At 43.8% G+C, this 13,465-nt stretch carries 13 protein-coding genes; all 13 read left to right on the top strand.

The window, feature by feature from the left end; genetic code table 11:
• Positions 1-26 precede the first annotated feature (26 nt).
• The 13 genes from AAF463_RS11750 (at position 27) to AAF463_RS11690 (ending at position 13,229) form a co-directional block, all read left to right on the top strand.
• The gene (locus tag AAF463_RS11750) at positions 27-689 is read left to right on the top strand and encodes a hypothetical protein (protein WP_350260820.1); all 663 of its coding nucleotides are present in this window, start codon (positions 27-29) and stop codon (positions 687-689) included.
• Positions 690-846: 157 nt separating this feature from the next.
• Positions 847-1,416 (top strand): hypothetical protein, encoded by a 570-nt coding sequence (locus AAF463_RS11745; RefSeq protein WP_350260819.1) that lies wholly within the window; start codon positions 847-849, stop codon positions 1,414-1,416.
• 59 nt (positions 1,417-1,475) lie between these two features.
• On the top strand, positions 1,476-1,805 hold the full coding sequence (locus AAF463_RS11740) for a hypothetical protein (protein WP_350260818.1): 330 nt from the start codon (positions 1,476-1,478) through the stop codon (positions 1,803-1,805).
• Positions 1,806-2,238: 433 nt separating this feature from the next.
• Entirely contained in the window at positions 2,239-2,529 is a 291-nt protein-coding gene (locus AAF463_RS11735; RefSeq protein ID WP_350260817.1) for a hypothetical protein, read from the top strand.
• 286 nt (positions 2,530-2,815) lie between these two features.
• Complete coding sequence (locus AAF463_RS11730; RefSeq protein ID WP_350260816.1) at positions 2,816-3,157, top strand: hypothetical protein; 342 nt, start codon at positions 2,816-2,818, stop codon at positions 3,155-3,157.
• A gap of 168 nt (positions 3,158-3,325) precedes the next feature.
• The gene (locus AAF463_RS11725; RefSeq protein WP_350260815.1) at positions 3,326-3,589 is read left to right on the top strand and encodes a hypothetical protein; all 264 of its coding nucleotides are present in this window, start codon (positions 3,326-3,328) and stop codon (positions 3,587-3,589) included.
• A 288-nt stretch (positions 3,590-3,877) separates the two neighbouring features.
• Positions 3,878-5,104, top strand: a complete 1,227-nt coding sequence (locus AAF463_RS11720; RefSeq protein WP_350260814.1) for a hypothetical protein — start codon at positions 3,878-3,880, stop codon at positions 5,102-5,104.
• A 56-nt stretch (positions 5,105-5,160) separates the two neighbouring features.
• Complete coding sequence (locus AAF463_RS11715; RefSeq protein ID WP_350260813.1) at positions 5,161-8,541, top strand: ImcF-related family protein; 3,381 nt, start codon at positions 5,161-5,163, stop codon at positions 8,539-8,541.
• The gene (gene tssA / locus AAF463_RS11710) at positions 8,541-10,121 is read left to right on the top strand and encodes a type VI secretion system protein TssA (RefSeq protein WP_350260812.1); all 1,581 of its coding nucleotides are present in this window, start codon (positions 8,541-8,543) and stop codon (positions 10,119-10,121) included. Before AAF463_RS11715 ends, tssA begins: the two co-directional genes overlap by 1 nt.
• Positions 10,122-10,149: 28 nt before the next feature.
• A complete protein-coding gene (locus AAF463_RS11705; protein WP_350260811.1) occupies positions 10,150-11,412 on the top strand; it encodes a PAAR domain-containing protein in 1,263 nt (420 codons plus the stop codon).
• Complete coding sequence (locus tag AAF463_RS11700; RefSeq protein ID WP_350260810.1) at positions 11,409-11,855, top strand: hypothetical protein; 447 nt, start codon at positions 11,409-11,411, stop codon at positions 11,853-11,855. The genes AAF463_RS11705 and AAF463_RS11700 overlap by 4 nt, the downstream gene beginning before the upstream one ends.
• Positions 11,856-12,380: 525 nt before the next feature.
• Positions 12,381-12,818: a hypothetical protein gene (locus AAF463_RS11695; RefSeq protein WP_350260809.1), complete on the top strand. Its 438-nt coding sequence runs from the start codon at positions 12,381-12,383 to the stop codon at positions 12,816-12,818.
• Positions 12,819-12,824: 6 nt separating this feature from the next.
• On the top strand, positions 12,825-13,229 hold the full coding sequence (locus tag AAF463_RS11690) for a hypothetical protein (RefSeq protein WP_350260808.1): 405 nt from the start codon (positions 12,825-12,827) through the stop codon (positions 13,227-13,229).
• Positions 13,230-13,465: the final 236 nt, after the last annotated feature.

Below are 13,465 nucleotides of genomic sequence, written 5' to 3'. Positions count from 1 at the left end.
TATTTATGCTCAGGGCTAAATGTCTAATGATTTTGGGTGTTTTGCTTTTTACAGAGTTTTGTAATGTGAAGTATTACAACTCAGTGCTAATTGATGGCTATAAAATTCATTTTGAAAAAGGAAATAAAGGGAGTGTTGATGTTGATTACACTTCAAAAGGTAATGTTTTTTGGTGTGAAATTATAGGTTGGAATGATCGTTTGTCCTCAGGCTCGGAAAATATTCCAATTACTAGTGATGGAGAAGCTATAATTATTTATCCGGGTAATAAATATCTTATGATAGATGATATTAAAAACCACAGGAATGAAAGGTTAGAATTGAAGAGTGTCAAATTCTTCGATGATGATATTTCTTCACTTGTGGATATAAACTTCGATAAGAAATTAGTTTTGGCTTTGGTGGTTATTGATGCATCACTAAATAGTTACCAGGCAATACTTTCCCATTTTAAAGGGGGCGCGAATATATTAACCGGGAAAGGTTTTTGGCAAGGAGTTGATAAAGCAGAAAATGGGGTAGATGACTTTTTCCTAATTGGAGATGATTTCTATGTTGGAAAAATATCTAAAAATGGGAAGTATGTATCACCAAATGATTTAGATTGCTCAGTTGACTCTTTTCCTGGTATATGGATTATAGAAATAAAAAAGCAGGTGATATTTAATAATGGTGAAGGGATTGAATAAAGTTGCCAAAATCTTTTCTCGAAAGGAAGTTTTTTGAAAAAATAAATGGCCTTTTAGTAAAGTTAAAATCATTCAAAGGACTATTTTTCGTATATAATTTATCGTCCAATTAATATCTGATGATCCCCTGTGGTAAGTTATATTACGAGAGTTCTTAATGTATTTTTTAATGCTTTTTCTCTATGGGCTAACACCGATTTCATATGCGAAAGAAATAAACTATTGTGGAACTATAAATTTCCATGCTGGGATTTTTGATTATTCAAAAATTCAAAAGGCATCTCGTAAAGTAGATTGTCGTGATAATCCAGTCCCAATTTATTACAAAGGTATTAAAGATTATTTCAATCTGACATCATCAGCTTATGCTACCGGCGGAGCTAGTTATTTAACTTGGGATAAAACGGATGGGAAATATCATTATGATGAAGATGAACTTAAAGACACCATTCGAGATGTTATTTATAATCCTAAATATAAATATCTCTCTCATTTAACTTTTAGCGTAAAAATAAATTATCAGTCTAGGCCTAGCGGAGCGCTTGTTATTTCAGATGTAATCTTTAAAGATATGGATGGTAAAGGTGTTATTATTATTAAAGATGCTTTCTTTTACTCGAAAGATAACTATGCAGCAGTTTATGGATCTCAGCCAATAAAATTTACAGATAAAAGTAAAATTGAGTTAATGGAAGGTGTCAATGATCTTTTGATACCATGGTTATAGATTGGGATTAGATCAATAAAAATATGATTAATGTGAATGGGTGTTACAAAAATGGAATAATGATGCGTTTATTTACTGCTTTGCTTTTTTTTGAGATATTTAACAACTCTGCCTATGCGGAACTTAGCTGCAAAATAGGAAAAGGTAGCTGCATAACAGTTTTAGGTAACTTGGCGTCGAATAATAATTCTGAAAATGAAGTGTCGCTTTATATAAATGACGAAAAAATTGCTAGCATTTCTACTACTGATGTTAATCAAGCATTTGTGTATTATGATCTTCCTTATCAGAAAAATGATAAAAGATTGATCGATATAATAATTATATCCTACGATGCCAGTGATTGCATTTATGTAGATCAGAGAGCTAATTGCCAAAATATAAATTAATAGACATGACAAATGGAGTTAAATTATCAAGTTAATTCTATCCTCCAGTGATAAATGCGAACTTAATGACAGTCAGTTGGGAGAGGGGGGTAATCATTATGACATTTGAAGATCCGTCTGTTTTTAAATATGAAAATAATACTGTTAAGCTAAATAATGGTGGGGTTAAATCTTCAGACGTTAACTTTGATAGGGATATATATATTTCAAGGTGAGTTAATCAAAATGAAGCGGGAGGCAGAGATTTGTCATTACGGGAATACGTTATTGCGATTTCATTTTTTATAACCCCATTGAAATTAAGTGCGTTTGAAGTTGAGTTGATCGAATGTGATTCGATCTTTTTTAGTAATAAATTGGTTTCTAAGAAGATAAAGTTTGACACTATAATCAATGGCTACAGCGTAAACTGTGAAGGTTCAAAAATTATGTTATGGGGAAGGCCAAAAAAATTAACGAAACTAACCCACAAGATACTGATTTTATCTTGTTAGATTTAAATAAAAATTATAAAAAATACATGATTGCTGTTAGTAGTGGTGTTTATGACATAGATTATCTTAAATCAAATGACTACGCTTACATTGGCAGCAATCAAGGCATTTTAGTAAATCTTTCGAATGGAAGGTTTAAAGAGTTTAATTCTGACTTTGATCCAACATTAGACTCAAAATTTGAGTCATGCGAAAAGAATAAATCATGGGGTTTTAATCGATATCAATAAAAAATTGGAATATTCTAATGATATTACTCTGGCTCTCATTGTTGGTGACGTTTATTTGTTAGTATGCAGACTGTAAGAATCTACGTTAAATTTAAGTGTTTGATAAAGATAAATTAATGAACATGTTTTATTAATTTTTTAACACGTTATATTCGTGTGAGTATAAAATAATATGAGATTAAATTTTTTATCAATGCTGCTGATCCCATGGGTTCCTTAAGCCGGTTCACCGGGCGGCATTACACTTTTTGTACAGCCTACAACAAATGCTAAAAACATAAAGTATGTGTTTGATGGTTACTTTAGGAATTATTATGGTGTCGATAATCCTAAAACCCCATCATGTACACCTGATGACTATGTGCCTTACATTGATATTGTATATTTGAATACAATTCCAAAAAATATTGATAATAAACTTATAGATGGTGCTATAAGTTCTGATATGTCCAGGACAGAATTGGCGAAGAAACTCAGCAATTTTCAAGATGACCGAGTGTCAGGTTTCAATGGTGCAATGATTTACGATTTGAAAGATGAGAGTGTCATAATTTATACTTTCGATCTTTCATCACCAAATGAAATTCGTAAAACTATTAAAAAAAGAAAGAATAATTTCATCCGATGATATGGGGAATGCCATTTGTAAGTCTATCGAAGGTAACATCCTTCCATCTGAACCCTGAATAATATCTTTTCATAGGTTAATTAATGGATAATGCATAGAGGATTATTAACGAAGTGCTTTTATTAAGTAAGTTTATGAGGTGTTAATGAAATAATTGCAGCTGTAATCTTGTTAATATTACCTGCGTTTAACTCTGCTGCAGAGGAAAGCACTTTCAAAGTCGCCTGGACTGACAGCAATGGCAACAACGTGGTAAATCTTAATGTCAGAAATGGTCCAAAAGGAGAGGATATTGGTTCCATTTATCTTTCTGGTGAAGGGATCATAAATGATGTGCAAAGCTGGAAAGCACGCGATGCGGTAGAAGCCTGTCAGCTTGACTACGATATCACCATTTATCCCGAGACCTTTGAGTTTATTGATTTGCCGTGACATGGAGGGAAGTATTTATTATTTGCATATCGATTACTATGTGTAGGTGGAGTAGATCCCGGCGAGATTAAATATTTGGCTTATGAGGATGGAAAGAAGTACGCATTACGAGGTGAGGAAAAAATAATTACACCAGATGAGAATACTTACGGAGGTGAAGATCCTCCAAAACCTGACTATAAACTCAAAAATAACAAACCACTCCTGAATTATATGCTTAATAAATGGCCATCTTTTTCAATTCGACGTTACTAGTGATTACAGAGAACCAGCTGGCCGAGCGTTCATATGCAAAATAAAAAATACTCATTAAAAAAACTGCCACCCATATCACCTCGGCCTCAATCCATAAAATTCGCGCGCTGGCTGGCCCTGCTGGCTATTCTAATGGTCTTGAGCACAGTAACTACCCGATTATTGGGGCAATCCATCGAGAGTCACATATTGTGGTGGCTGGCTATCGGCGGTGGCATAGCGCTTTGGATAATAATATTTGGCAGCTATCTGCTTGTCTGGCTGGCAGGGAATATTATTGCTAATGGTAAGGATAACCAGCGCGAGCGGTGGCTGCTTTATGAGACCCAAAAGAGTCGTCGGGCGCTGCAAATTCTGGCGGCGGAATATCTGACCTGTCATTCACCTGATATTTATCATCCCACGCCGCTGGAAGCGATCATGGCAAATACCGGAGCCAGACGAGCACAGGATGACAGAAAAGGAACCGGCGGTGTGAACCACAGTCAGATTACTTCACAGGCATCTGATAAGCCGTATGAAGTAATGTGCCACACCATTAATCACCTGATGTCTTCCATTATTCCGCAACTTGAAAAGCTGGATACCAAGAAGACAATAAAAATAGCGCTGAATATTTCATCTTCTGTCAGCATCCGAGAAGTAAAACACGAAATCACTCATGCCTTTAACGAAGCCGAATTAACTCACCTAGTTGAATTTATTGCCGGAGAGGGTGTTGCAGTGATTAACCAGTGGTTGAATGAACGATTTACCGACGACGCGTTACTCTTGGTTATCGCCCTAAAGATTGATCCACCAGTGGTAAAAGACAGCGCGGAAGCTGGCGTGGCACTGCTGTTCGGCAACCGAATGACGCAACACACGCTGCATCCGGCGGCGCTACTGCACCGCCCCGACCGAGATATGGACAATGATCTTGCCGCGTGTCTGAAACAGGCGGCAGACAATGTCCCGCTGGAAAGTGATGTGGTGCAGCATCTTTGGATCGTCGGGGTGACGAATGAGCAATATCTTTCCACCTTCAGCGTTTTAAAAGCGTTTCCGGTTGAAGCCGTGGAAACGGAAAACGTAATTACCCCGGATATTTCAATCGGCCATGCTGGAGCCGCTGCGCCCTGGCTGGCGATAGCGGCTGCATTCCAAGCCGCAACACTGACCCATCGTCCCCAGATGATTATTACCGGGGACACTTCAACGGATGACATGTGGAGCATGGCGGTTTCGCCCGTTACGCCACCGCACGAGAGGGATACTTGAAACGATTCTTATTAAAATTAATGCCAAAATCAGCCGAGCTCTGGTTCGGGCTGATCATGCTGTTGCTCTCTACACTGGCTTTGCTGGCGTGGTTTGTGTGTTGGCAACATCCGGAAAGCGTCAGCCTTGTGAACGAAAGCACAGTTCAGCAGCGCTGGATGGCGGCTTCGCTGACTCTCGCCGTAATTTTTTTCCTGATCGCTGTCGTTGGTACCCTGCTGATGCGTCAGGTCGGAAAATCAGCCTTTGATGCACAGTTGAAGAGCGTCAACGGTGATGATGTTCCCTTACCGAAGAAAGATGCGACCTCGACGTCTCCTACGCATGCCATGCTGAGGAAGCTTAAACAGCATCTGCGCAGCCGCTATCAGTTTTTCTGGCGCGGCAAGGTTCGGGTGCTACTGGTGACCGGTGAAGAGGCGGCCGTTGAGGCGCTGGTTCCCGGCTTACAGAGCCAGCAATGGCTGGAAGGTAATCGAACCGTGCTGATTTACGGTGGCAGCCTGAGCAGCGAGCCAGATGCCGAAATACTCGCAGCATTACGCAAATTGCGCCGCAGCCGCCCACTTGATGGCATTGTTCATGTGCTGGAATCGGATGAAACGCTATCGCCAAAGCAGAGTGATGTATATCGCCTTTCGCTAGAAAAAATCAGTGCTGCATTGCGCTGGCAGGCGCCCATCTGGCTGTGGCAGCTTGGTGAATGCGCGTGGTCGCAGGACGGACGTGAACAAAACGCGCCGGGGCTGACTTTCAGCGCCCGCGCAGTTCCCGAAGAGGTAGGCACGCAGATAGAAAACCTTATCCCTCTGCTGCGCGAGCAGGGCATGACGCAGATTTCGCAGCAGCGGAGCCATGACTGGTTGCTGCGCCTCTCTCAGCAACTCGCCGATCAAAACCAGCAATGGCAGCAGCGTCTGGCGCCGTGGTTTGCATCTCAGCGCAAAATGCCGTTGCGCGGGCTGGTATTCAGTCTGCCGGAGCGAGCGCATGCTTCAGCGAGCGTGCATCCACATGCGCTAAACGATAGCGCATTGTGGCAGGGCATTAGCCGGGACAAAATGCGTGGCAGGCGTACCGGTTTGCCCTGGGAACAGACGCTGGCGTGGACGCTGATGGGGGGAATGCTGCTGTGGGGCACAGGCATGATGGTATCGTTCGGCATCAACCGTTATCAGATTGTCAGTGCTGCGGAAAAAGCACAGACGCTAGTGACGAATCCCGCCGTTAATGACCAGCAACTGATTGCCCTGCACGGCCTGCGCAACGATCTTGGCCTGCAGCAATATTGGCTGGCGCACCGTTCGCCGTGGTATCAGCGATTTGGGCTGAGCCACACGCAGGAACTGCATGCCGCGTTGCTACCGTGGTATGCCGTGACGGGCAACCGCTTAATTCGCGATCCGGCACGTGCAGCACTGGAAACGAAGCTAACGCGGCTGGCCGATCTACCGCCCGCCAGCCCGCTGCGCGCCACCCTGGCACAACCAGGTTATGACCAGCTCAAAGCCTGGCTGATGATGTCGCGCCCGAACCGTTCCGAGCCCGATTTCTTTGTGCAGACCATGAAGGCCGTGCAGCCGGAGCGTAACGGTGTTTCTACGGCGCTGTGGCAGAGTCTGTCGCCGGATTTGTGGTTCTTTTACGCCGCGAATCTTCCTCAGCAACCAACGTGGGGTATCAAACCCGATGTGGCTTTACTGGCGCAGGTGCGTCAGGTGTTGCTACAACAGATTGGTCAGCGCAATGCCGAAAGCACGCTGTATCAGAACGTGCTGCAGGCCGTGCGCCGCAACTATGCTGATGTTTCACTAGAAGATATGGCACCCGGCACCGATCCGCGTCGCCTGTTTACCAGCGATGAAACGGTGCCGGGCATGTTCACCCGCCAGGCGTGGGAAGGCGGCGTACGTCAGGAAATTGAGAAGGCGGCGAGTGCGCGGCGTGATCAGATTGACTGGGTTCTCAGCGACAGCCGCAGCGCGGTTTCTCAGGATGTTTCCCCGGAAGCACTACAGGCGCGTCTGACGCAACGCTACTTCACCGATTTCGCTGCCAGCTGGCTGAGTTTCCTCAATAGCCTGCGCCTCAATCCGGCGAACAATATCGCAGACGTTACCGATCAACTAACGCTGCTCAGCGATGTGCGTCAGTCGCCGCTGATTGCTCTGATGAACACGGTGGCTTGGCAGGGACAGACCGGACAGAAGCGCGCCGCACTGTCGGATACGCTGATTAACTCGGCCAAAGATCTCATTAGCCAGAAAGAGAAACCGGCGATTGATCAGCAGGTCACAGGACCTGAAGGCCCGCTGGATGCCACTTTCGGCCCACTGTTGGCGTTGATGGGCAAAAGCAGCGGCGCACAGCTGATGGCCGCTGACAGCACGCTGAGCCTGCAAACTTTCCTGACGCGAATTACCCGCGTGCGCCTGCGTTTACAACAGGTTGCGGCTGCGCCAGATCCGCAGGAGATGCTTCAAACGCTGGCGCAAACGGTGTTTCAGGGCAAAAGCGTCGATCTCACGGATACGCAGCAGTACGGCAGCCTAATGGCAGCGAGCCTTGGTGAAGAGTGGAGTGGATTTGGTCAGACATTTTTTGTCCAGCCGCTGAACCAAGCGTGGGAAACCATCCTGGAGCCTTCTGCTGTCAGCCTCAATGCACAATGGAAACGCTCGATCGTCGAAAACTGGCGCACCGCATTTGACGGACGCTATCCGTTTGCAGCCAGCAACAGTGATGCATCACTACCAATGTTGGCCGAGTTCATTCGAAAAGATGCTGGACGCATCGACAGTTTCCTTAGCGGTCGCCTCGGGGGTGTGCTGCAAAAAGAGGGCAGTCGCTGGGTGCCGGACAGTGCGCATAGTCAGGGATTAACCTTTAACCCGGCCTTCCTTAAAGCGGTGAATCAGCTGCGTGAACTGGCGGATATCCTGTTCACCGACGGCACGCAGGGCATCAGCTTTGAATTGCAGGGACGTCCAACACCTGATGTGGTCAAAACCGAGCTGAAAATCGACGGACAGACGCTGAGCTATTTCAACCAGATGGCGGAATGGCAGGCGATGCGCTGGCCGGGAGAGAATTTAAAACCCGGCACTTTGCTCACTTGGACGGGCGTGGGCAACGGCAGCCAGATTTACGGTGATTACAGCGGAACCTGGGGCTTTATCCGCTGGCTGGAGCAGGGCAAGCGTCAGCGGCTGGATCGCAGCCAGTGGATACTGAACTTTGTCACACCGGATAAACGCAACCTGCAATGGGTGCTGCGCACGCAAATGAGCGACGGCCCGCTGGTGCTGCTGCGGCTGCGTGGATTTACGCTGCCGGACGAGATCTTCAGTGTTGATGCGGTTTCCGCCTCGCAATCGATGGCACCGCGCGAAGCGGCAATGGATGAAATACCCACAGACATGGATGGAACGGAATAATGGCGGACATTAATGTATTAATCGGCGCGTGTGGAGCCGAAGTTTCTGCGCTGCGGGCTGATGCTCAGCAGCGCCTGAATCACTGGTCAAACTGGTTACAACCTATCGCGGCAGAAACGCCTTGCGGTGCAGATCCCTCCTATGATGACCAGTTTTTGTTGATCCGTGAAGAGGTCAACAAACTCTCCAGCAATGATACTGCGTTAATCACTTCACTGACGGAGCCGCTGCTTAATTCCATCAGCAAAGATATTCGCATCATTACCTTTTATCTCTGGGCGCGGCTGCATCAGGATGGCGAAACCGGATTGGCTGAAGGCGTTGAATTACTGGCGGCGGCGTTGCAGCACTACGGCACTGAACTCCATCCGCAGCGTCCGCGCAGTAGACAAGCCGCACTCGCCTGGTTGGGCAGTGCGCGTGTGCTGGACAGTTTATCGCTGTGGCCGGAAGCCGATTTAGATTGTACCCGACGTATTTGCGGTGGCTTGCTGCTGGTAAGCGAAGCATTGCAGGAGGACGAGCGTGCGACAATTCAGCCTCTGATTAACGCGCTGGAAGTCAGGCTGGCCCAAAACGGTGGTGCTGACGCGATGGTTCCACAGCATAGTGCTGAGGAATTTAATGCCGGACGCGATATTGATGCGTCATCACTCAAGCCAGTTAATTCAGGTGAAAATCTCAAAGCGCAGGCCAAAGTATTGGCGACTTATCTGCGCGAACAACCAGGCGGATGGTTAGCCGCGCATCATCTGATGAAGAGTGTGCGCTGGGACACCATGACACAGCTTCCTGCATTAGGAGCTGGCGGCAATACCCGCCTGCTGACACCAAAACCCGAGCACCGCGCACATTTAAAACGTCTTTATCTGCAACAAAGCTGGCTTGAACTGATTGAGCTGACGGACTCGCTGTTCAGCCAGGCAACGAATCATCTGTGGCTTGATCTGCAATGGTATGCGTGGGAAGCACTGACCCGCAGTAATAGAGAAAGCAGTCTGGCGACCATTATCGAACAGGATCTCAATGCGCTGCTGCTGCGTTTACCAGGGCTGGAAACGCTGACCTTCGCCGACGGCACACCGTTTGCTGATGACGTCACACTCAACTGGATCGCTCAGCGTGTCACTGGCGGCGGAGCTTATCATGAGTCAGAAACGATGGTTAACGGCAGTCAGCCGGAAAGCGATGTGCTTTCACTGGAAGCTGAAGCACTGGAAAAAGCGGATGCGGAAGGTGTGGATGCGGCGTTGTATTGGCTGCAATTGCGGCCGGGTGTCAGTAGCGTGCGCGATCAATGGTTGTTGCGCCTGTTAATGGCTCGGGTATGCGAACAGTTTGGCCGCAACGATATGGCGCTGCATTTGCTGGGAGAATTGAATACCCAGGCGGATGGACTGACATTACCTCAGTGGTCACCTGACTTAATGTTCGAAGTGCGTGCGCGCAGGCTCAAACTGCTGCGAGTGAAAGCCGCCCGGGGCGAGAGCGACAGAGTTCGGCTGCAACCAGAAATGGACGCGCTGATCTCGGGATTGATCACTATCGATCCTGCCCGTGCCGCCGTGTTGTGCGGTTAAGCCACAATAACTATTCAGGGAGTGAAACATGGCAAAAGGTTTTTATTTAGTTCAGGGGGATAAAACCACCTGCGGCGGACAAATCGTTGAGGGCGCAACTGACCATACAATATTTGGCAAGGCGGCTGCGCGTGAAAAAGATCGGGTTCTTTGCGGTAAACATCCCGGCACTTTTCTTATTGCCGGTGGAATCGTTAATGACACCATTCATGGCCGCCGTATGGCCGGTACGTTGGACAGCGAAAGCACTTGCCCTTGTAAGGCGAAGTTTATTCCATCGATGCTGCAGGATACTTATGAAAAAGCGAGTGGCGGCTCAGCAGCGGGCAGTGAATCATCTGCTTCAAATCCTGTAGCGCGGCAATTACCTGCTTATTTAACGGGCGAAAAAGCACCTTTTGGATTTGTGCCTGCTTATCCTGTGTTGAGAAACACGCATGATCTGCCAGATATGGCGCTAAGATCTATGCTGAAAAATAATAATCAAGACGTAATGCTGCTTACGCTTGAAGAAGCATTTGAGGTGTTGGCTTCCTGGGGATCGTGGAAGTCTGGCTGGAATTATATTACCCAAGGTGTTCCAGGCCAAATCTTAGTTAATTATGGAACGAATATCCGAGATGCAATTACTACCGCGCTGATTATTAGTAAGCTCGGCAGTTTTTCGATTAAGGCAACTTATTATGTTAATCACAAAGGAACGGAGTTAGTAAAAATTAGTGGATACCCTAGTGTAAGGAAAATATTAACCGCACCAGTCTTTTCAATTAAAAACCCAAAGATAGTAGACTTAGGCATCGGTAAGTACGGCATGGCTATGTCAATCGTAGAAGGTGCTCGATTAACATTTTATGTGGCTGCAGCATACAGAACCTTAGATTTTATTTTAAATGATGAAACATCACTCGCTCAATTTTTGGGCAGGTTGTCTACAGATATTATAAAAATTGGTATTGCATCCGGATTAAGCTGGGCAGTTGGAGCTGGAGCTGTGGCATATTTACCGTTATTAGCTGCGCCTCTAGTAGTTGTTGTTGGATGTGGGTTTTTAGCAGTGTGGGGGCTAAACACTCTTGATGATAAGTTTAAAGTAACAGATGCTTTAGTTAATTATATTGAACATGCACAACAAGAGGTAGCTCAGAAAGCATTGGAGCTTGATCGTGGTATTTGGGATCTGGGGAATATGTATGCTGATCAAATGTTAGATAAAGGACGAGAGGTTCTAGAATATCAAATAAGAAAATACTTTAGAGAGTCAATAAAGGATATTTCATTGAGGTTTAAATGATTAGCTCAAAAAAAATTAAAGCATTTTTCTCGTTTTTGATGTTTTTTTTAGTCGCCATGGTTGATTTTTATTTTTCATTTCAGTCTATTGCTAATTATCTAACATACCCTCCAGATATAAACTACTCATGGATGGGGTGTTTTTCTTTGCTGTTTTCTATTACTTTATTAAGTGTTTCTATAGCTCCTGGTTACGTTGCTATCTACGGTATCGGCATGCCAGACATTGCTATGAAATATCTAGGGAGAGTGATTGTTATTACATTCGTTTTTTCTTTGGTTGGCGCATTGATTTTTTCTGTATGGTATAAATATGAACTTGAGGGTATAGGCTATAAAAAATGTGTTGGAATTCCCAGTGGATGGATGCCTGGAACTGCTGAGAGATATACGCTTGATGAAAGTATTTGCAAGTTGAGTAATGAGGGAAATGATGTGTCTTGATTTTATAAAATAATATCATCAAATAAATTCTTGTTGAAAATTAATGTTTAAAAATGTATGGGCGTCTCATAAAAGAAGGATTTGGTTCTAAAGTGAAAGAGAAGATAAGGCCGCTCAGCGCTATTATAGTCGCACTTGCAATAAGTTTTGCATGCGTTTACTTGGCATGTGTAATTTTTATTGAATATTTTTCATTTGCGGATGTTATTGTATTCTCTTGGTTATCAGTTTCACTTGTTATTCTCCCATTCGTAATGATCTTCCCTATAAGTTATTTTTCGTTGTTTCTTTTGAAAGGAGAGAGTAAAGCTTTTAAAATCATTGAAGGTTACATGGGATGTTTTAAATGGTTTTGCATAATTTTGGTTTCTGCAAGTATTATATTTTATAGTTTTTTATAAAATAGAGATGAAAGGAAAAGGGTATCTACTCTGCAAAGGAATTCCTTCAGGATGGATGCCAGGGACTGCAACAAAGTACGTAAAATCTAAAGAACTTTGTTATATGAGAAAGGATTAATTCTCAGTGTATAGTTTCTCATTGGCTGTACGCGTGATGCTTCTGACATGGATCGTAATTTTGTGGATTTTATCGTTGTTTTCCTCTTATATCGGTTATATTTCAACAAAAGAATATTTGGCATTCCCTGATGTAATGACATACTCGACGGGGATTATTTCTCTAACTTTATCCGCATTTATAATGTTGCCATTTTGTTTGTCAGGTATTTATTGCTTTTTAAAAGGGCAGCGGATGAATGATAAATATCAGAGGGCTGCAATTTTAATAATTCTTTCTGGAGTTTTTATATCAATTATTTATGGCTTTTCTTTTAAATTTTTCTTTGTTAGCAAAGTAAATGATAAGGGTTATTATAGTTGCACCGGCATACCAACAGGATGGATGCCAGGAATGGCCACGAAATATGTAATTAATAAAGACTTGTGCAATAAAAATAAATGATTGTTAATGATGTCTGATATGATAAATGCAAAGTATAAATTTTTAGTCTCAGTAATCATCTGGTTAATATTGTCTTTCGGTTCTTGCTGGGGGGCTTTAGTATCATTTAATAACTATTTTTCATTTGCAGTACGTATTGTCTTCTCTCCCTATGCTTTATCATTGCCGCTGGCACCAATAATTTTATTCTTCCCTTGCATTTATTGGTTTATGGTTATTCGTTATGGGGAGAAATTAGCTATAAAAAAATGCAAGGTAATTAATAAACTATTTATATATTTATTGGTTGGTTATGTTTTTTTTGCTGTTGTATTTATTGTTTTTTTAAGAATTACTTCATTAGTCAAGGCTATTTTATTTGCTCAGGGAATCCCAGAGAGTGGACTATTGGTATGGCTACGGAATATGTAAGATCACTCTCGAATTGTGTTAAGTAGAAATATCAACATACATCTTTTAGTTACTATCGACTAACTCCAATTATTGGGTGTATGAGAGCTAAAAGTGAATGACTGGTTGAAAAAGCAAGTTGGTTATCGAGCATAAAATTCGAATTTATTTAAGAAATACAATTAATGATATTATCCCAGAGAGTTATTAAAATGACAGAAAAAGCAAGGGCGATATTCTCAATTATGATTTTGATG

Source organism: Pantoea sp. BJ2 (assembly GCF_040255075.1).
Classification (GTDB): Bacteria; Pseudomonadota; Gammaproteobacteria; order Enterobacterales; family Enterobacteriaceae; genus Pantoea; species Pantoea leporis.
Note: the sequence above shows the minus strand (reverse complement) of the source record. Positions and strands in the feature narration are given on the sequence as shown.